Below are 19,305 nucleotides of genomic sequence, written 5' to 3'. Positions count from 1 at the left end.
GGCTGCGGCTCCGGGTGCGGCGGCTGCGGCTCGCACGCGGCGGAGCCGGTGGCGGCCGCCGCCACGGACGCTGCCGTGTCGGCGGACGCGGCGCAGGACACCCCCGCCCAGGCGGCGCCGGGCGAGGTGCGTCCGGAGTTGGTGGCCGTACGGCGGCGCGGCGCGGGAACGGACCTCGCGCCCAATGCCTGATCAGCACCGTCCTGATCGGCACCGTCCTGATCGGCTCGACCCGGCGCTGCCCGCGGACGTGCTGCTGGGCCTGGACCGGCAGCACGTCTGGCACCCGTACGGCCCGATGCCCGGGCGGCAGGAGCCCCTCGTGGTCGCCTCCGCCTCGGGCGTCCGGCTGCGGCTGGGCGTACCGGCGTACGGGCAGGACGAGCTGGTCGACGGCATGTCCTCCTGGTGGTCGGCGATCCACGGCTACGGCCACCCGGTGCTCGACCGCGCCGTCCGCGAGCAGCTGGGCCGGATGGCGCACGTGATGTTCGGCGGGCTCACCCACGAGCCCGCCGTGCGGCTGGCCGCGAAGCTGGTGGAGATCACCCCGGCGGGGCTGGAGCACGTCTTCCTCAGCGACTCCGGATCGGTGTCGGTCGAGGTCGCCGTCAAGATGTGCCTGCAGTACTGGCGTTCGCTGGGCCGGCCGGCCAAGAACCGGCTGCTGACCTGGCGCGGCGGCTACCACGGTGACACCTGGCAGCCGATGTCCGTGTGCGACCCCGAGGGCGGGATGCACGAGCTGTGGTCGGGGGTGCTGCAGCGGCAGGTGTTCGCGGACGCGCCGCCCGGCGGCTTCGACGCCCCGGTCGATCCCGCGTACGCCGCCCACCTGCGCGAGCGGATCGCCGCGCACGCGGACGAGCTGGCCGCGGTGATCGTCGAGCCGGTCGTGCAGGGCGCGGGCGGCATGCGCTACCACTCCCCCGGCTACCTGCGGGTCCTGCGCGAGCTGTGCGACGAGTACGACGTACTGCTCGTGCTCGACGAGATCGCGACCGGGTTCGGGCGCACCGGCGCGCTGTTCGCGGCGGACCACGCCGGGATCAGCCCCGACGTGATGTGCGTCGGCAAGGCGCTGACCGGCGGCTACCTCTCGATGGCCGCGACGCTGTGCACCCCGCGGGTGGCGGACGGGATCTCGCGGGGCGAGGTGCCGGTGCTGGCCCACGGGCCGACGTTCATGGGCAACCCGCTGGCCTCGGCCGTGGCACTGGCCTCGATCGACCTGCTGCTCGGCCAGGACTGGGCGCGCGAGGTCAAGCGGATCGAGACCGGCCTGCGCGAGGGGCTCGCGGCGGCGCAGGCGCTGCCGGGGGTGCGCGAGGTACGGGTGCTCGGCGCGATCGGCGTGGTCCAGCTGGACCACCCGGTGGACATGGCGGCGGCGACCCGGGCGGCGGTGCGCGAGGGCGTGTGGCTGCGGCCGTTCCGGGACCTCGTCTACACCATGCCTCCGTTCGTGACTCCGGACGGCGATGTCGCACGGATCTGCCGCGCGGTGGTCGCGGCGGCGCGAGAAGGATGAGGCTGGGGCTGCGATGAGTGTCGTGGTCGTGTCCGGTTCGGGCACGGAGATCGGAAAGACCGTGGTCACCGCGGCGGTCGCGGCCGCCGCGGTGGCGGCCGGGCGTTCGGTGGCGGTGCTCAAGCCGGCCCAGACCGGCGTCGGACCGCACGAGCCGGGGGACGCGGCGGAGGTCGTCCGGCTCGCCGGCGCGGGCGTGACCCCGGTGGAACTGGCCCGCTATCCGGAGCCGTTGGCCCCGGACACGGCGGCCCGCCGCTGCGGGCGGCCCGCCGTGTCGCCGGACGAGATCGCCACCGCGGCGGAGAAGCTCGCCGCCGAGCACGACCTGGTCCTGGTCGAGGGCGCGGGCGGGCTGCTCGTCCGCTACGACGGGGCGGGCCACACGCTCGCCGACGCGGCCCGGCTGCTCGGCGCCCCGGTCCTGGTGGTGGTCCCCGCGGTCCTCGGGACCCTCAACTCCGCGGCCCTGACGGCCGAAGCCCTGCGGGCGCGAAGCCTTGAGCAGCTGGGAGTCGTGGTCGGCAGCTGGCCCGCCGAGCCGGACCTGGCCTGCCGGTGCAACCTGGCCGACCTGCCCGCGGTCGCGGCCGCTCCGCTGCTCGGCGCGGTCCCCGAGGGCTCGGGCGCCCTCGCCCCGGACGCGTTCCGGGCGGCCGCCCCGGCCTGGCTGGCCCCGGAGCTGGGCGGCACCTGGTCGGCGGCGGAGTTCACCGCCCGCTGGGCCTGACGGCCGGGCGGGGGACGGGTCTTCCCGCTGCGCGGGGACGGCCGGGTGGTGTGCGGACGTGTTCCGCGGCCCGGGAGGCCGGGGAAGACTGAAGATGTGCGTACGTCCGCCCGAGGAGGTCCGTCATGTCCCTGCGCCCCCACCGGCCGTTGCCCCGGGACGCCGTCCACCACCCGCTCTTCGCCCGCTTCTACGCGCTGGTGAGCGTGCAGGCCGACGCCCGTGGCGGGGTCGCCGCCCTGCGGCGGGAGCTGCTGGGCGGGCTGTCGGGCCGGGTGATCGAGATCGGCGCGGGCAACGGGCTGAACTTCGCCCACTACCCGCGTGCCGTCTCCGAGGTGGTCGCGGTGGAGCCGGAGCGCACGCTGCGCCGGCTCGCGGTCGAGGCGGCGCTGCACGCGGAGGTCCCGGTGGACGTGGTCCCGGGTGCGGCCGAGGCACTGCCCGTCAAGAGCGAGGCCTTCGACGCGGCCGTGGCCTCGCTGGTGCTGTGCACCGTACGCGACCTGCCGCGCTCGCTCGCGGAGCTGCACCGGGTGCTGCGCCCCGGAGCGGAACTGCGGTTCTTCGAGCACGGGCTGGCGCCCGGGCCCGGCATGGCGGCCGTGCAGCGGGCGCTGGACCGGACCGTGTGGCCGCGGCTGTTCGGCGGCTGCCACACCGCGCGGGACCCGCTCGCCGCGATCGAGGCGGCGGGCTTCCGCATCGTGGCGCAGCGCAGCCTGCGGCTGCCCGAGCGCGGGCCCGCGCTCCCGAGCTCGTACTGCGTCATCGGCACGGCCCGCCGCTCGCTCGACTGACGGGGGGCGGGGGTGGTCTGACACCGTGTCGGGCGGGCCCAGGCCTCCTCGGGCGGGCTCAGGACCCCTCGGACGGGAAGGGCTTGACCCAGCGGCGCCAGTGGTCCTCGCGGTGGTAGCCGGCGGCGGTCCAGGCGTGCTGGGCGCGCCGGTTGGCCTCCAGGACCATCGCGTCGCCGCGGCGGCCGCCCAGGGCGCGGAATCGGCGTTCCGCGGCCTGGAGCAGAGCCTTCGCAATGCCTTGGCGGCGGTGGTCCGGGTGCACCGCGAGCCGGTACAGGGAGCACCGCCAGCCGTCGTAGCCGGCGATCACGGTACCGACGAGCCGGCCGTCGTGCTCGGCGAGGATCAGGGCCTGCGGGTCGCGGGTGATCAGACGGGTGACCCCGTCGAGGTCGTCCGTGACGGACGTGCCCTCGGCCGCCGTCCGCCAGAAGCCGAGCACCACGGCGGCGTCGGCGGGACCGGCGGCGCGCAGCGTGGGGGCGGGGAAGCCGGTGGGGTGGGTGGTGCCAGTGACGTCGGTCATGATCGGCACCCAAGCACGGGGCGGCGGCCGGTCACCAGCGGATTCCACGGGCTGGACAACCCGAGCGATCACTTTGCCCGTCCTTTACCATGTGAGCAACAGATCCTCTCGACCCGTCCGGTCCTCCCGACCCGTCCGACCGAAAGGCGTGAGCGTCCGCCCATGGGCGAGCCTCCCAGTACCCGACATCGCGACACCCGCCACCTCGGCGACCGGCACCGCGCGGTCCCCCGCCCCCTCGGCGACCGACACCGCGCGGTCCCCCGCCCCTTGGCCGACCATGGGACGGAGGTGAACCGATGACCGAAGTGCTTCTGCTCGTCGTGGCGCTGCTGCTCTGCGTCGCCTGCGGTGCCTTCGTCGCCGCCGAGTTCTCGCTGACCACGGTCGAGCGCAGCGAGCTCGAACGGGCCGTGGAGCGCGGTGAGCGGGGCGCCGACAGCGCGCTGGCCGCCGTCCGCGGCCTGACCTTCCAGCTGTCCGGGGCACAGCTGGGCATCACGGTGACCGGCCTGGTCATCGGCATGATCTCCAAGCCGTCCATCGCCGCGCTGCTCCAAGGGCCGTTCGAGGCGGTCGGCCTGTCGGCCGGTACGGCCTCCTCCACCGCCCTGGTCCTCGGCACGGTCCTGTCCACCGTCGTCCTCATGGTCGTCGGCGAGCTCGTGCCCAAGAACTGGGCGATCTCGTCCCCGCTGGCCGTCGCCAAGCGGGTGGCCACCATGCAGCGGGTCTTCACCGCGTGCTTCAAGCCGTTCATCCACCACCTCAACGGCACCGCGAACCACCTGGTCCGCCGGCTGGGCATGGAGCCCGCCGAGGAGCTGGCCTCGGCGCGGACCCCGCAGGAGCTGGTGGCCCTGGCCCGGCACTCCGCCAAGGAGGGTGCGCTGGAGAAGGACACCGCGGAGCTGTTCGTGCGCACGCTGAACCTCGCCGACCTGACCGCGGAGAATGTCATGACCCCACGCGTCCAGGTCACCGCCCTGGACGTGTCCACGACCGCCCAGGACGTCGCGAACGCCACCATGGCCACGGGCCTGTCCCGCTTCCCGGTCTACCGGGGCAGCCTGGACACCGTCGTCGGCACGGTCCACATCAAGGACGTCCTGGCCCTGCCGGCGGAGCAGCGGCGCCGCTGTCCCGTCGAGCGGCTGCTGCGCGAGCCGCTGCTGGTGCCCGAGTCACTGACCGTGGACCGGCTGCTGGACCGGCTCTCCGGCCGCCGGACGATGGCGGTGGTCATCGACGAGTACGGCGGCACGGCGGGCGTCGCCACCCTGGAGGACATCGTCGAGGAGGTCGTCGGCGAGGTGCGCGACGAGCACGACCCGCACGAGACCCCGGACCTGGCCCCGGCCGGTTCGGACGCGTACGGACGCCGCCTGTACTCGGCGGACGGCGCTGCGCGTACCGACCAGCTGGAGCGGATCGGGCTGCGCGTGCCGGACGGGCCCTACGAGACCCTGGCCGGCCTCATAGCCACCCGGCTGGGCCGGATACCGGCCGTCGGCGACAGCCTTGAGCTGGACGGCTGGCGGCTGGACGTGGTGGACGCCAGCGGGCGGCGCGCCGCGCGCGTGCTGCTGCACGAACCTGTCGAGCCGCACGGCGACAGTGCCGGCCACGGGGCGGAGGATGCCCGATGACCGTCGTCCAGTTGCTGATCGGCCTGGCGACCCTCGTCGTCAACGCCGTCTTCGTCGGTGCGGAATTCGCGCTCATCTCGGTCCGGCGCAGCCAGATCGAGCCGTACGCCGAGCGGGGCGACCGCCGCGCGCGCAGCGTGCTGTGGGCCCTGGAGCACGTGTCCGCGCTGATGGCGGCGGCGCAGCTGGGCATCACGCTGTGCACGCTGGTGCTGGGTGTGGTGGCCGAGCCCGCCATCGCCCACCTGCTGACGCCGTTGCTCGACGCCGTCGGCGTCCCCGGTGGCGTCACGCACGCGATCTCCTTCGCGGTGGCGCTGACGCTGGCGACGTACCTGCACATGCTGTTCGGCGAGATGGTCCCGAAGAACGTGGCGCTGTCGGAGCCGGTGCGCACGGCCCTGTTGCTCGGACCGCCGCTGGTCACGCTCACCCGGGCCATCAGGCCGGTGATCTTCACGGTGAACGCCTTCGCCAACACCCTCCTGCGGCTGCTGCGGGTGGAGGTCAAGGGCGAGGTGTCCGCGACGTTCTCGGACGACGAGCTGGCCCGGATCGTGCGGGACTCCCGCGAGGCCGGGCTCATCGACGGCCGGGCCGGCGAGCGGCTGCACGACGCCCTGGAGCTGGGCCGACGCCCGGTCGCCGACGTGGTGCTGCCCGCCGACCGGGTGGTCTCGGCCCGCCTGGGGATCACCCCGGACGAGCTGGAGCGGCTCTCGGCGCGGACGGGGTACTCCCGCTTCCCGGTCGTGGACGAGCAGCGCATGATCATGGGCTATCTGCACGTCAAGGACGCCCTGGACGCGCCCTCGCGCGACGAGCCGTTCCCGCCGTCGGTGCTCCGGCCGATCGCGCAGGTACGGGCCGAGACCCCGCTGGACGACGTACTCACGGCGATGAGGCGCAGCCGGACCCATCTGGCGGCGGTCCTGGACGCGGACGGGGCGCTGGCCGGCCTGGTCACGATGGAGGACGTGCTGCACGAGCTGTTCGGCCGCCCCACCACTACCTGACCGCGCGGTAACATCGCAGGCGCCATGGAGATGAATGCGTCTTACACCAGTTTCGTCGCGGTCGGCGACTCCTTCACCGAGGGGATGTCCGACGCGCTGCCGGACGGCACCTACCGGGGCTGGGCCGATCTGCTGGCCGCCCGGCTCGCCGCCCGCGAACCGGGTTTCCGGTACGCCAACCTCGCCGTCCGCGGGAAGCTGATCGGGCAGATCGTGGACGAGCAGGTGAGCACGGCCGCCGCGATGCGGGCGGACGTGGTGACCCTGGTGGGCGGCCTGAACGACGCGCTGCGCCCGAAGGTGGACATGGGCCGGGTGCGCGGCCGGCTGGAGGAGGCCGTGGAACGGCTGGCGCCCGCCTGCAAGCAGCTGGTGCTGATGCGCTCGCCCGGCCGCAACGGCCCCGTCATGGAGCGCTTCCGGCCCCGGATGGAGGAGCTGTTCGCCGTCGTCGAGGAGCTCGCCGCGCGCCACGGGGCCCTCGTCGTGGACCTCTACGGCGCCCCGGTCCTCGGCGACCCCAGGTTGTGGGACGTGGACCGGCTGCACCTGACGGACGAGGGCCACCGGCGGGTGGCCGAGGCGGTGTGGCAGACCCTCGGACTGCCGCCCGGCGAGGACTGGCGGGCGGAACTGCCGCCGGCCCGGGCGGCGGGCTGGGCGGCGCGCCGCGCGGAGGACCTGAGGTTCACGCGGGAGCACCTGCTGCCCTGGATCGGCCGCCGCCTGACCGGCCGGTCCTCCGGGGACGGCCGGGCACCCAAACGGCCCGAGCTGCTCCCGTACGCGGCTGCGCACCCCGGCGCGACCGGGCCCTCGTAGCAACACACAATCGGGAGCGGGGCCCGGACCTGCGTAAACGCACAGTCGGGGCGCAAGTAGAATCTCTGCACGTGACAGCCAAGCCCCGCATCCCCAATGTCCTGGCCGGCCGCTACGCCTCTCCGGAGCTCGCCGTCCTGTGGTCCCCCGAGTACAAGGTGACGCTGGAGCGGCGGCTGTGGCTCGCCGTGCTGCGCGCCCAGAAGGACCTCGGCATCGAGGTCCCCGGCGAGGCCCTCGCCGACTACGAGCGTGTCCTGGACCAGGTCGACCTGCCCTCCATCGCCGCGCGCGAGAAGGTCACCCGCCACGACGTGAAGGCCCGGATCGAGGAGTTCAACGCCCTCGCCGGTCACGAGCACGTCCACAAGGGAATGACCTCCCGGGACCTCACCGAGAACGTCGAGCAGCTCCAGATCCGCCTCTCCCTGGAACTGGCCCGGGACCGCACGGTCGCCGTCCTGGCCCGCCTGGGCAAGCTGGCCGGCGAGCACGCCGAGCTGGTCATGGCCGGCCGCTCGCACAACGTCGCCGCCCAGGCCACCACCCTCGGCAAGCGCTTCGCGACCGCCGCCGACGAGCTGCTCGTCGCCTACGGCCGCCTGGAGGACCTGCTGGGCCGCTACCCGCTGCGCGGGATCAAGGGCCCGGTCGGCACCGCCCAGGACATGCTCGACCTGCTCGGCGGCGACGCCGGCAAGCTCGCCGAGCTGGAGCAGCGCATCGCCGCGCACCTGGGCTTCGCCCACGCCTTCACCTCGGTCGGCCAGGTCTACCCGCGCTCCCTGGACTACGACGTGGTCACGGCTCTGGTGCAGCTGGCCGCCGCGCCGTCCTCCATCGCCAAGACCGTCCGCCTGATGGCCGGGCACGAGCTGGTCACCGAGGGCTTCAAGCCGGGCCAGGTCGGCTCGTCGGCGATGCCGCACAAGATGAACACCCGCTCCTGCGAGCGCGTGAACGGCCTGATGGTCATCCTGCGCGGCTATGCCTCCATGACCGCCGAGCTGGCCGGCGACCAGTGGAACGAGGGCGACGTCTCCTGCTCCGTGGTGCGCCGGGTGGCCCTGCCCGACGCGTTCTTCGCGTTCGACGGCCTGCTGGAGACCTTCCTGACGGTGCTGGACGAGTTCGGCGCCTTCCCGGCGGTCGTGGCCCGTGAGCTCGACCGCTACCTGCCCTTCCTGGCCACCACCAAGGTGCTGATGGGCGCCGTGCGCGCCGGAGTGGGCCGCGAGGTCGCCCACGAGGTCATCAAGGAGCACGCGGTCGCCTCCGCCCTCGCCATGCGCGAGCAGGGCGCCGAGCGCAACGAGCTGCTGGACAAGCTCGCCGCCGACGACCGCATCCCGCTGGACCGCGCGCAGCTCGACGCCCTGATGGCCGACAAGCTGTCCTTCACGGGTGCGGCGGGCGACCAGGTCGCCACGGTCGTCTCGCGGATCGAGGAGATCACCAAGCAGCACCCGGAGGCCGCGGGCTACACGCCGGGATCGATCCTCTGACGGATTCCGTCACGACATGAGCACCTGCGCCGCAGCGCTTCCGGGGACCACGTCGTGAGCTACGTAATCTACGTTCTACGTGATCTGCGTGAGCTACGTGAGCTACGCGAGAGCTGCCCGATGGACCCGGTGAGTCTTCGGAGGGGTCATCCCATGTCTGAGGCGGAATCCGCCGGCCCGCCGCCACGCAGCCGCCAGGTGAGGGTCACCTCGATCGCCGCCCTCGCCTCACCGTCGGCGAGGATGGCCACGGCCCTGCCCGGCTTGGACACGAGTTCGATCCCGAACGTGGCGCTGATCTCGTCGGGCGCCGCGGCCGCCGCCGCGCGCCGCACGGCGGTTCCCAGGCCGCTCACCAGCTGGCCCAGCTGGTCGACCCGGGCGGTCAGCTGGTCGAGCGCGCCGACGTCCTCATAGCCGAAGTCCTCAGCGGAATCCGGCACTTCCTCCGGACGGAGCACACTCACCCGGGCCAGTACGGTCTCCCCGCCCGGCAACTCGATCTCCTGAATCCGACGCTCCATCGCCCCCACCCCGCCCCGCCCCGCCGCGGTCCCGGTTGCCCCGGCTACCGGGATTCTTCCCCCACCGGCCCGCGCGACCCGGCCGTCGGCCGCCGCTGCTCGCCCGGGCCCGGGGACAGGTAGGGGGCCGCCTGGACTCAGGGGATGATGAGGACCTTGCCCCGGGTCCGGCCGGCTTGGCCGAGGCGGTGGACGTCGGCGAGGTCGGCCAGTGGACGCGATGCGCTGATGTCGATGCCGATCGCGCCCGCGTCGACGAGTTCCACGAGCGCCCCCAGGTGCGCGACATCGTTGCGGGCGACCATGTGCATCGCACTCACGCCGGCGTCGGCAGGCGGCTCGATCGGGGTTGCGATCGACACGATCCGCCCGCCCGCGCGCACCAGAGGGGCCAGAGCCGCGGCGTCCTGCGGGCTCAGCGGGACGAGGTTGAGCAGCGTGTCCACCGGGCCGTCGAGCGCGGCGGACACCGGTCGGGCTGTGTAGTCGACGACGTGGTCCGCGCCCTGCCGCAGGACTGCCTCGGTGCTCCGAGGACCGGCCGTGGCGATCACCTCGGCCCCCGCGTGCTTGGCAAGCTGCGTGACGAAGCCTCCGACGCCGCCACCCGCACCGTTGACCAGCACCCGCTGGCCCGTCTCCACCTTCCCGTGCTCGAACACCGCCTGCCAGGCCGTCAGGCCGGCGACGGGAAGCGCCGCAGCGTGCGCGAGAGGGACGGACTTCGGTGCCGCGGTCAGCACGGCGGCAGGCGCCCGGGCGTACTCGGCAGCCGCACCCCCGCTGTCGAGCCGTCCGACGACCCGGTCGCCGACGGCGAAGCCCTCCACCCCTGCGCCGACCTCGGCCACGGTACCGGCGACGTCCCAGCCGAGGGTGTAGGGCAACTCCACGGGGAGGAACGCCTGCAGCAGTCCGGCCCGCAACGCGGCCTCGGTGGGATTGAACGAGGTCGCGGCGACACGGATGAGCACGTCACCAAAGGCGGGTCGCGGAAGCGGAACATCGTCGTAGCGAATCGCGGAGGCATCGCCGTACTCGTGGATACGTGCGGTCTTCATCATCGTCATGCCATGAACCTACGAACGCAGATGAAGACGATCCATGCGCGATACTGCCCACTTCATACGCGTTCATCTCGCGCCCGTACTCTCAGGGAATGGATGTACTCAGCGACGTAGTCGCGGTGACGCGGACCGGCCGGCCCCGGTCCGCGTATGTGCGGTGGCATGCCCCGTGGGGGCAGGAGTTCGCTTCCGTACCGGGGTCTGCCGGTTTCCAGGTGATCCTGCAGGGTTCCTGCTGGCTCCTGCCTGCGGAGGCGGAGCCCGTCCAACTGCGCACGGGTGACGTGGTGTTCCTGCCTCACGGCAGCGGGCACGCGCTGGCCGACAGCCCCGAAACCCCGGTGACAGCCCCTGCCTGCGGCCCCGAGGACCCGGAACCGCACGCCGCCTACGCCTCGGACAGCGTCGACAGGAGCGGAGCCGGTGGTCCGGCCACCGTCTTGCTCTGCGGGGCGTACCAGCTCGATCCGTCCCGCACACACCCGCTGTTGCTGACCCTCCCGGATCTGATCCACTTGCCGGCGCACCCGGACCGCCGTGTCGAGTTGGACTGGGCGGTGAAGCTGCTGGCCGCCGAGCTGGAGACCCCGAGCCTGGGCACGGACGCGGCCGTCCCCGCGCTCCTGGACACACTGCTGCTCTACATCCTGCGCATCTGGTTCACCGAACGGCCCACCGGAGGGGACACCACCGGATGGGCCGCCGCGCTGAACGACCCGACGGTCACCGCCGCCCTCCACGCCATCCACCGCGATCCGGCAGCCCCCTGGACAGTGGCGAAGCTCGCTGCGGAGTCCGGGCTCTCCCGGGCACCCTTCGCCAGGCGCTTCGCCCGGCTGGTCGGCCAACCGCCCCTCGGCTATCTGACGTGGTGGCGGATGACCACGGCAGCGCGCCTGCTCAGGACATCGGACGCACCGCTGAGATCCATTGCCGCCCAGGTGGGCTACACCTCCGAGTTCGCCTTCGCCAACGCGTTCAAACGCACGCACGGGACCGCACCCGGGGCCTACCGGCGGAAGAGCTGACCCGCAGCGGCACACCTGGGCCCGTTCATTCGTGCCCGGCTGGGTGCCTCGCCCGTCTACGGCGGGTCGACCACGGTGACCATGGCCGTCAGCTGTGGCGAGTGGTCCGCGCCCCACTGGCCCACGTACACGGCGATCCAGCGGCCCTCGATCTGCCAGAGGTGCACGTGGTCCGTGGCCCCGCACACTTCTTGCCACGGCTGCGGGAGCTCCTCGCCGATCGAGCGCGCCCGCAGCCCGGCCAGCCAGAACACGTCCGGCTCGCCCCACCGCTCGGTCAGCCGCAGTATGAGCGCCGCGTACTCGGCCGAGGCCTGGTCCTCCGCGGCCACCCGCCCGGCCGCGTCCTCGTCCCCGTACCAGCGGCTCCCGCCCAGCTCCGCGAGGTGGTAGCCGGGCCCGCTGACGCCCACCTCGGACCGCCCCCGGACGTCGGGGAAGTCACGCGTCCGGAGCCGGTCGATCGTCTCGAGATGCTCTGCCGTGGTCATGCCGCCAGTATCCCGGCGACCACTGACAACTGGCCCGGCGTCACGCGTTGCGGCGGCGTATCGCGATCCAGCCGGCCGTCACCGCAGCCCCGGCCCACAGCGCCAGCACTCCCAGACCCGTCCAGGGACCCAGGTCCCCGTGTGCCTCGATGCGCATGACCATCTGTCCGGCGCGGTCGGGCATGAACTGGGCGAACCCGCCCGCGGCCTCGCCCACGATGAAGGAGACCATGAGCACGAACGGTATGAGGAGGCTCAGCACCGCCGCCCCGCTGCGCAGCACGGCCGTCAGTCCCGCGGCGAAGAGCGCCATGAGCGTCAGGTAGACACCGCTGCCGACGATCGCCCTGACCGTGCCCGGCGCGCCCAGATCGATCGCGTACTGTCCCATGAACTGCTGGCCGGCGACGAAGGTGACGAACCCTGTGACCTCGCCGACCAGGAAGACGAGCAGGGCCACCATGGAGATCTTCGACAGGTAGAAGCGCGTCCGGTCCGGCACGGCCGTCAGGGTGGTCCGCAGGGCGCCGTTGTGGAACTCGGCGGAGAAGGCGCTCGCCCCGAAGGCGATGGCGGCTATCTGGCCGAAGTTGATGCCGTAGTAGGCGGCGAGCAGGGGATCGCTGCCCATGCTGCCGGCTTCGGCCGTGCCGATCGCCGCGGCGGTGAGGGTCTGGATGCCGGCCGTCGCCACGAGGACGGACGTCAGCGCCGTAAGCGTGCCACGGAGGGACCGTATCTTGATCCATTCTGCGTGCAGGACGGGGATGGTGGGCAGAGCGGTGCTCATGGCGGAGCCTCCTTGGGTGGGAACGGGCGTCAGGGGCGGGTGACAGCGGATGTCAGGGGCGGGCGGACGTGAACTGGGCGTGCTCCGCGGTGAGGCCGAGGTAGGCCTGTTCCAGCGAGGGGCGTTCGTCGGCGAGCTCCAGCATGGGGATGCCTTCGCGGGCGGCGAGGCTCCCGAGCTGTACGGCCGGAATGCCCTCCACGGTCCAGACGCCGTCTCCGGCGTCCACCAGTTCCAGCCCTTCGCGGGCGAGGGTGGCGCGCAGCCGTATCGGATCCGTGGTGCGCATCCGGGTCCTGGCCGTGCTGTGTGCATCGATGAAGTCCTTCATCGACATGTCGGCCAGCAGCTTGCCCCGGCCGAGGACGACCAGGTGGTCCGCCAGGAGGGCGGTCTCCCCCATCAGGTGGCTGGAGACCAGGACGGTGCGGCCCTCCGTCGCCAGCTCGCGCATCAGCTCGCGTATCCAGATGATGCCCTCGGGGTCGAGCCCGTTGGTGGGCTCGTCCAGCAGCAGCACGCCCGGGTCGCCCAGCAGGGCGGCGGCGATGCCGAGGCGCTGGCGCATGCCCAGTGAGAAGGTCTTGACGCGGCGTCGGGCGGCCGCGGCCATTCCGGCGCGCTCCAGGACCTCGTCCACCCTGCGGGTGGGGATGCGGTTGCTGACGGCGAGGGCGAGCAGGTGGTCGCGGGCGGTGCGGCCGCCGTGGGCCGCCTGCGCGTCCAGGAGGGCGCCGACGTGGTACAGCGGGTCCGTGAAGTCGGTGTAGCGGTGCCCGCCGATCGTGGCGGTGCCGGAGGTGGGCCGGTCCAGGCCCAGCAGCAGGCGCATCGTGGTGGACTTGCCGGCGCCGTTGGGGCCGAGGAAGCCGGTGACCCGTCCCGGCAGGACATCGAAGGTGAGGTGGTCCACGGCCCGGGTCGTGCCGTATTCCCTGGTGAGTTCGCGGATCTCGATCTCGTTCATGGCTCAAGACTCGCCGCAGCCCCCCTCCCCGTTCCTCCCCCGTCCGGGGGGATCGTCTCCCCCGCACGGGGGAGACGCCGGTGATCGTCCGCCTGTCACGATGCACGCATGCACAGTCTCATTCGCGCACCGCTCCAGGGAGTGACGTACTCCCGCTGGCTGCATCTCGTCGTGCCCACACTCGTGGTCGCGGTCTGGATGTTCATAGAGCCTGCCTGGCCGTGGATGCCGGCATTGATCATCGCGCCCCTCGGACTGATTCCCTGGGTCCGCCTCGCCGAGGGCCTCCAGGCCCAGTTCCTGCTCGTCCCGCGCGACCGCCAGGCGGACGAGCCGATCGTCTCGACGACAGTTTCCGCCAGATGGGGCGACCGGTGGCGCACCGTGCTGTGGCTGGAGATACGGCTGGTCCTCGCCTTCCTGGCGATGTACCCCACCGTCTGGCTGCCGGCCATGACGGTCGAGCTCCTCCAGGGCGCGTTCGGCCAGCCGCTGACCGGCGACCCGATGCTGACGCTGCTGCTGCCGGCGCTGCCACCACCGTGGCTGTATGCCGTCCTGATCCCCGTGCCGATCGTCCTGCTGCTGCTGATAGTGGTCCTCCTGGGGCGGCTGGTCACCACGATCGCCGCACGGCTGCTGGGCCCGTCGGCCGCCGAGCGGATGACGGCCCTGGAGAAGCGCACCGAGAACCTGTTGGAACGGACGCGGATCGCACGGGAGTTGCATGATTCGATCGGTCACGCGCTGACCGTGGCCGTGATGCAGGCGGGCGCGGCGCGGGCGGCGGGGGACCCCGAGTTCACCGAGCGGGCGTTGATCGCGATCGAGGAGACGGGCCGCGCGGCGCTGGAGGACCTGGAGCGCGTGCTCCTCGTCCTGCGCGAGTCGGCTCAGCCGGTGTCGCAGCGGCCCACGCTCACGGAGGCTGACCGGCTGCTGGACTCGGCGCGTGCATCAGGGGCGGAGGTCGATGCGGAACTGTCAGGTCCGCTGGAGCAGTTGCCCGGGCCGGTCACCCGTGAGGGGTACCGGATCCTGCAGGAGGCGCTCACGAACGTGCTGCGCCACTGCGGTCCGGTGCCCGTGCGGGTGCGGGTCGAGATGGACGTCGGCCGACTCGACCTGGAGGTGACCAATCCGCTGCCGACAGGGCGGCCGCCGGCCATGCAGGGTTCGGGGAGCGGGCTGCGCGGGCTGCGGGAGCGCGCGGCGCTGCTGGGCGGAAGGGCTGATTCCGGTCCGCACAAGGGGGATTGGAGGGTGCGCGTCCGGCTTCCGTTGGACCGAATAGGCTGACCGGATGCCGGTCACCGTACTTCTCGTCGACGACGAACCCCTGGTCCGCGCGGGTCTGCGCGCCGTTCTCGAAGCCCAGCCCGACATCGAGGTGGTGGGGGAGGCCGCCGACGGGGCGGCCGTGATCCCGCTCGTCCGGCAGTTGCGGCCGCACGTGGTGGCGATGGACGTGCGGATGCCGCTGCTGGACGGCATCGAGGCGACGAAGGCGGTCCTGAGGACGATCCCCGATCCACCGAAGATCCTGGTCGTCACCACCTTCGAGAACGACGAGTACGTCTACCGGGCGCTGCGGGCCGGGGCGGACGGGTTCCTGCTCAAGCGGGCCCGGCCGTCGGAGATCGTGCACGCGGTCCGACTGGTGGCGGAGGGCGAGACCTTGCTCTTCCCCACCGCGGTCCGCTCGCTGGCCGCCGAGTACGGCAACCGCGAGGCCCGGGAGACGCTGGAGCGGGCCGCGCTGACGGAGCGGGAGGAGGTGGTGCTGCGGCTGATCGCCCGGGGGCTGACGAACGCGGAGATCGCCGCCCAGCTGTATGTCGGGACGGAGACGGTGAAGTCGCATGTGAGCGCCGTGCTCGCGAAGCTCGGGGCGCGGGACCGGACCCAGGCGGTGATCACCGCGTACGAGTCGGGGTTCGTCTCCCCGGCCTGATCCCACGGCCTGGTCCACGGGCTGGTCCACGGGCTGGCTGATCCACGGCCTGATCCCCGGCCTGGTCCACAGGCTGGTCCCGGCCTGGTCCACGGGCTGATCGGAAGGGTGGTTCCGGCGCAGGGGGACCGCTTCTCGCCGCTGCCCGGGCAGCGCAGTACGATCCGGCTGACAGGCGCGCGAGCTGGGAGGACACACGTTGGGGCAGCTGACCGGCGGGGATCCCTCTCTGCTCCGGCGGATCAATTCGGCCGTGGTGCTGCGGGCACTGCGCGCGGCCGGATCGCCGACGCTCACGGACCTGACCCGGGTGACCGGGTTGTCCCGGCCCACCGTTGAAGGGGTCGTGGAGGGGCTGATGGGCACCGGCCTGGTGGTCGAGGCCGTCGCGGAGGAAGGTGCCAGACGGCAAGGGCGGCCTGCACGCAGGTTCCGGTTCCGGGCCGAGGCCGGGCATCTGCTCGGCATCGAGATCGGCTCGCACCGGGTCGCGACCCTGCTGTCCGGCCTCGACGGCCGGGTGATCGGGGCCGGCACGAAGGAGGTCGCCGAGACGGCGTCGGCCGACGAGCGGCTGGAGAAGGTCCGGGCGTGCGTGGCGGACCTGCTGCGCCGTGCCGGGGTGCCCCGGGACTCGTTGCGCGCGGTCGGGGTGGCCAGTCCCGGCATCGTGGAGGCCGACGGTACGGTGCGGCTGGGCACGGCCCTGCCGGGCTGGACCGGGCTGCCGCTCGGCGACCGGCTGAAGCGGTCGTTCCGGTGCCCGGTCCAGGTCGAGAACGACGCGAACGCGGCGGCGGTCGGTGAGCACTGGAAGGGGGCCGCGCAGGGCATCGACGACATGGTGTTCGTGATGGCCGGCCTCAGCCCCGGGGCCGGCTCGCTGATCGGGGGGCGGCTGCACCGCGGGTTCGGCGGGGCGGCGGGGGAGATCGGCGCACTGCACCTGCTGGGGCGCGAGGCCAGGCCGGAGAAGCTGCTGTCCACGACCGGGGAGCCGCTGCACCCGCTGGACGAGCAGGCCGTGGCGGAGGTGTTCGCCCGGGCCAAGCGGGGGGACGAGCGGGCGGTGGCCGCGCTGGACCGTTTCATCCAGCGGCTGGTGCACGACGTCGCCGCGTTGGTGCTGGCCATGGACCCGGAGCTGGTGGTGGTCGGCGGCTGGGCGGCAGGGCTGGACGGGGTGCTGGACCCGCTGCGCCGGGAGCTGGCCCGCTACTGCCTGCGGCCGCCGCGCGTGGCGCTGTCACTGCTGGGCGAGGCAGCGGTGGCGACCGGTGCGCTGCGGCTGGCGCTGGACCAGGCGGAGGAAGAGCTGTTCGCCATCGAGAAGACGGTGACCGCCCGCCGCTGACCGCTCCCGCGCTCGCCCCCGAGCCCCAGCCGCCGGCGGCCGGGAGGACTCCCGGCGGCTGCGGTCCCGACGCCCCCGCGGCCAAGCCGGCTGCCGCACGGCTGAAGTCCCCACCCTCCTACGGCCGAGCGGGCTTCCCCGGCCCTCAGGTCCCACGCGTCTACGGCCGAGCCAGCTGCCCCACGACTGAAGTCCCCACCCACCTGCGACCGAACGGCTCCCCCGGCCCTCAGATCCCACCCGCCTACGGCCGAGCCGGCTCCCCCACGACTGAAGTCCCCACCCACCTACGGCCGAGCGGGCTTCCCCGGCCCCAAGGTCCCACCCGCCTACGGCCGAGCCAGCTCCCCCGCGGCTGGGGCCCCATCCACCCGCGGCTGGCCGGGCCCCGGACCCTCACCTGCCCACCGCCGACCGGGCCCCCGCGCGCTTCCCCACCCGCCGCTGACGGGCCTCCGCGCGTACCTTCCCTCACCTGCCCACCGCCGACCGGGCCCCCGCGCGCTTCCCCACCCGCCGCTGACGGGCCTCCGCGCGTACCTGCCCCGCACCTGCCCGCCGCCGACCGGGCCGCGGGCTTCCCCGCCCGCCCCGCCTGCTCGGCTCCGCCGGCCCTTGCCGGCCCGTGGTCTCCCTCGGCGGTACCGGCCGTCCGGCCGGCCGTCGGCCGTCACCTTCTGCGCGGCATCGGCCCGGGCGTCCCCGGGGCCGTACGGCTTCCGTCCTCGGCGCTCGCCTGCCCGCTCCCCCTCCCCCCGTCCCCCGCCCCGCACACCGCCGTGCCCGACGCGCGTGGCCCGGTCCCAGGGTGCTGGGGCCGGGCCACGGACGACGGAGAGGGTGAGGGTGAGGGTGAGGGTGAGGGCGAGGTGTCAGGCGAGGTGGGCGTGGTTCAGGAGGCCACGCTGACGGTTGGGGCGTCGGTGATCTGGACGTCGCCCGAGTCGCCGAAGGTGAGGCGGCAGGTGTCGGCGCGGTAGGTGGCGACCGAGACCGCCGCCGTGCCCGCCGCGGTGAAGTACCGGGTGGTGACCAGCAGGACGGGGGCGCCGGGCAGCCGGTCGAGCTCCTTGGCGTCGTCGGCGCGGGCCGAGCCGAGTTCCACGGAGCGGTCCTGGCCGTCGAGCGCCAGCTTCTGGAGCTCGCGCAGGACGGCGCGGGCCCGGGCCGGGCCGGACGGGGCGTCGAGGGGGGACAGCCCGGGCACGCAGGCGGCCGGTACGTACAGCAGCTCCGCCGCCACGGCCTGCCCCTGGGTGATCCGGGTGCGCCGTACGGTGTGGACGGCCTCGCCCTCGGCGCTGCCCAGCAGCTTCAGGACGGCCGCGGGAGGCACGGCGTCGCTCGCACCGACGAGCTCCCACCCGTCGACGGACTCGCGCGGCCAGCCGTGCTGCGCGCTGGCGACGGCGACGCCGACCCGCGGCGGGGCGACGGTGGTGCCGACTCCGCGGCGGCGCTGGAGGCGGCCTTCGAGCTCCAGCTGTTCCAGGGCCTGGCGCAGGGTCGCGCGGGCGACGCCGAAGCGGGCGGCGAGCTCACGCTCGTTGGGCAGTACCTCGCCGACCTCGAAGTCCCGGTCGAGCGCCTCGCTGAGCACCGTCTTGAGGTGCCAGTACTTCGGCTCCGGCACCGTTTCGAGCTGCGTGGTCCCCACCCTGAGTCCTCCTGCCTCGCTGCAATCGCCGTGTTCCAGCGGCAGTTCCGCGCCTTTGTTTATTAAAGGTTCTTGCACTATCCCTGCGACGATAGGACGGTGCACCCCCTTGGTCAAGACCAATCCTCATACCTTTGCCGGGCAGATCGGGCATACGTATCAAGCCGTTCACGCGATGTTCGCAGCGCCGCCGGCGGCCTGAAGTGGGTGTGGCGGCTTCGGGTCGGCGGGGAGTCGCGACGCCCGCCGAGCCCCGGCAAAGGCCGTCAAGAGGCTTGTAGCGGAGGGCTACCCGGCGGTAATGATTACTGACAGCGAGTCTCACAGCGCCTGACCGTCCGCACGACGAGGAGCAGCAGCATGACCGCCACGGTCTCCTTCACGATCGATTCCCCTCACGGCCCCCGCACCGCCACCGCCGCCTACGAGCGCACCGGCACGGGCGAACCCCTCCTGCTGCTCCACGGCATCGGCCACCACTTCCAGGCCTGGCACCCGGTGACCGGCATCCTGGCCGCCGAGTACGACGTGATCGCCGTCGACCTGCCCGGCTTCGGCGCCTCCGCGGCCCTGCCCGACGGGGTCCCGTACGACCTCGACACCGTGGTCCCGGCCCTGGGGGCCCTCTGCGCGGCCCTCGGCGTCGAACGCCCGCACGTGGCCGGCAACTCCCTGGGCGGGCTGCTGGCGCTGGAGATGGGCCGCCGCGGACTGGTCCGGTCGGTCACCGCCCTCTCCCCCGCCGGCTTCTGGACCCAGGGGGAGCGCCGGTACGCCTTCGGAGCCCTGCGCGCGATGCGCGCGGGCGCCCGGGCGCTGCCCGGTCCGGCCGTCGCCGCCCTCGCCCGCAGCGCCGCCGGACGCGCCGCGCTGACCAGCACGATCTACGCC

19 protein-coding genes and 1 pseudogene are annotated in these 19,305 nt (G+C 73.3%); 13 read left to right on the top strand and 7 right to left on the bottom strand.

Annotated features, from left to right (window positions below; all coding sequences use genetic code 11):
• The 4 genes and pseudogenes from GPJ59_RS19900 to GPJ59_RS19885 form a co-directional block, all read left to right on the top strand.
• Positions 1-192 (top strand): annotated as a pseudogene (locus GPJ59_RS19900) (biotin synthase BioB); the annotation flags it as partial.
• Between the two features lie 106 nt (positions 193-298).
• Positions 299-1,531 carry an adenosylmethionine--8-amino-7-oxononanoate transaminase gene (locus GPJ59_RS19895; RefSeq protein ID WP_374200872.1) on the top strand — a complete coding sequence of 411 codons (1,233 nt, stop codon included), beginning with the start codon at positions 299-301 and terminating at the stop codon, positions 1,529-1,531.
• Positions 1,532-1,544: 13 nt separating this feature from the next.
• On the top strand, positions 1,545-2,261 hold the full coding sequence (gene bioD, locus GPJ59_RS19890) for a dethiobiotin synthase (protein WP_219668566.1): 717 nt from the start codon (positions 1,545-1,547) through the stop codon (positions 2,259-2,261).
• A 125-nt stretch (positions 2,262-2,386) separates the two neighbouring features.
• Positions 2,387-3,061 carry a class I SAM-dependent methyltransferase gene (locus GPJ59_RS19885; RefSeq protein WP_219668565.1) on the top strand — a complete coding sequence of 225 codons (675 nt, stop codon included), beginning with the start codon at positions 2,387-2,389 and terminating at the stop codon, positions 3,059-3,061.
• A 58-nt stretch (positions 3,062-3,119) separates the two neighbouring features.
• Here the strand turns inward: GPJ59_RS19885 and GPJ59_RS19880 are convergent, their stop codons facing one another.
• A complete protein-coding gene (locus GPJ59_RS19880; RefSeq protein ID WP_219668564.1) occupies positions 3,120-3,590 on the bottom strand; it encodes a GNAT family N-acetyltransferase in 471 nt (156 codons plus the stop codon).
• Between the two features lie 299 nt (positions 3,591-3,889).
• Between GPJ59_RS19880 and GPJ59_RS19875 the strand changes: the two genes are divergently transcribed.
• The 4 genes from GPJ59_RS19875 (at position 3,890) to purB (ending at position 8,582) form a co-directional block, all read left to right on the top strand.
• The gene (locus tag GPJ59_RS19875) at positions 3,890-5,239 is read left to right on the top strand and encodes a hemolysin family protein (RefSeq protein ID WP_219668563.1); all 1,350 of its coding nucleotides are present in this window, start codon (positions 3,890-3,892) and stop codon (positions 5,237-5,239) included.
• Positions 5,236-6,255 carry a hemolysin family protein gene (locus tag GPJ59_RS19870; protein ID WP_219668562.1) on the top strand — a complete coding sequence of 340 codons (1,020 nt, stop codon included), beginning with the start codon at positions 5,236-5,238 and terminating at the stop codon, positions 6,253-6,255. The genes GPJ59_RS19875 and GPJ59_RS19870 overlap by 4 nt, the downstream gene beginning before the upstream one ends.
• Positions 6,256-6,279: 24 nt before the next feature.
• Complete coding sequence (locus GPJ59_RS19865; protein ID WP_219668561.1) at positions 6,280-7,077, top strand: SGNH/GDSL hydrolase family protein; 798 nt, start codon at positions 6,280-6,282, stop codon at positions 7,075-7,077.
• Between the two features lie 71 nt (positions 7,078-7,148).
• Entirely contained in the window at positions 7,149-8,582 is a 1,434-nt protein-coding gene (gene purB / locus GPJ59_RS19860) for an adenylosuccinate lyase (protein WP_219668560.1), read from the top strand.
• Positions 8,583-8,728: 146 nt separating this feature from the next.
• On the opposite strand, the gene GPJ59_RS19855 is transcribed toward purB, so the two are convergent.
• Positions 8,729-9,106, bottom strand: coding sequence for a CU044_2847 family protein (locus tag GPJ59_RS19855; protein ID WP_219668559.1), 378 nt, complete (start codon positions 9,104-9,106; stop codon positions 8,729-8,731).
• A gap of 137 nt (positions 9,107-9,243) precedes the next feature.
• Entirely contained in the window at positions 9,244-10,176 is a 933-nt protein-coding gene (locus GPJ59_RS19850; RefSeq protein ID WP_219668558.1) for an NADP-dependent oxidoreductase, read from the bottom strand.
• An 89-nt stretch (positions 10,177-10,265) separates the two neighbouring features.
• Here GPJ59_RS19850 and GPJ59_RS19845 point away from each other — a divergent pair, with 89 nt between their 5' ends.
• The gene (locus GPJ59_RS19845) at positions 10,266-11,201 is read left to right on the top strand and encodes an AraC family transcriptional regulator (RefSeq protein WP_219668557.1); all 936 of its coding nucleotides are present in this window, start codon (positions 10,266-10,268) and stop codon (positions 11,199-11,201) included.
• 56 nt (positions 11,202-11,257) lie between these two features.
• Here the strand turns inward: GPJ59_RS19845 and GPJ59_RS19840 are convergent, their stop codons facing one another.
• Genes GPJ59_RS19840 through GPJ59_RS19830 form a run of 3 tightly spaced genes read right to left on the bottom strand, consistent with a single transcriptional unit; the run spans position 11,258 to position 13,449 of the window.
• Positions 11,258-11,692 (bottom strand): hypothetical protein, encoded by a 435-nt coding sequence (locus tag GPJ59_RS19840; protein ID WP_219668556.1) that lies wholly within the window; start codon positions 11,690-11,692, stop codon positions 11,258-11,260.
• 40 nt (positions 11,693-11,732) lie between these two features.
• The gene (locus tag GPJ59_RS19835; RefSeq protein WP_219668555.1) at positions 11,733-12,482 is read right to left on the bottom strand and encodes an ABC transporter permease; all 750 of its coding nucleotides are present in this window, start codon (positions 12,480-12,482) and stop codon (positions 11,733-11,735) included.
• Between the two features lie 52 nt (positions 12,483-12,534).
• Positions 12,535-13,449: an ATP-binding cassette domain-containing protein gene (locus tag GPJ59_RS19830; RefSeq protein ID WP_219668554.1), complete on the bottom strand. Its 915-nt coding sequence runs from the start codon at positions 13,447-13,449 to the stop codon at positions 12,535-12,537.
• Between the two features lie 108 nt (positions 13,450-13,557).
• Between GPJ59_RS19830 and GPJ59_RS19825 the strand changes: the two genes are divergently transcribed.
• The 3 genes from GPJ59_RS19825 (at position 13,558) to GPJ59_RS19815 (ending at position 16,757) form a co-directional block, all read left to right on the top strand.
• Positions 13,558-14,748, top strand: coding sequence for a sensor histidine kinase (locus GPJ59_RS19825; RefSeq protein ID WP_219668553.1), 1,191 nt, complete (start codon positions 13,558-13,560; stop codon positions 14,746-14,748).
• 4 nt (positions 14,749-14,752) lie between these two features.
• Entirely contained in the window at positions 14,753-15,403 is a 651-nt protein-coding gene (locus GPJ59_RS19820) for a response regulator transcription factor (RefSeq protein WP_219668552.1), read from the top strand.
• Between the two features lie 199 nt (positions 15,404-15,602).
• Positions 15,603-16,757, top strand: a complete 1,155-nt coding sequence (locus tag GPJ59_RS19815; RefSeq protein ID WP_219668551.1) for an ROK family transcriptional regulator — start codon at positions 15,603-15,605, stop codon at positions 16,755-16,757.
• An 892-nt stretch (positions 16,758-17,649) separates the two neighbouring features.
• Here GPJ59_RS19815 and GPJ59_RS19810 read toward each other — a convergent pair.
• Entirely contained in the window at positions 17,650-18,414 is a 765-nt protein-coding gene (locus GPJ59_RS19810) for a GntR family transcriptional regulator (RefSeq protein ID WP_219668550.1), read from the bottom strand.
• 360 nt (positions 18,415-18,774) lie between these two features.
• Between GPJ59_RS19810 and GPJ59_RS19805 the strand changes: the two genes are divergently transcribed.
• Positions 18,775-19,305: alpha/beta fold hydrolase (locus GPJ59_RS19805; protein ID WP_219668549.1), on the top strand; the 531-nt coding region annotated here is incomplete at its 3' end.

The organism is Streptomyces bambusae (genome assembly GCF_019400985.1).
In the GTDB taxonomy this organism is placed as follows: Bacteria; Actinomycetota; Actinomycetes; order Streptomycetales; family Streptomycetaceae; genus Streptomyces; species Streptomyces bambusae_A.
This window is presented reverse-complemented; position numbering and strand designations above follow the sequence as displayed.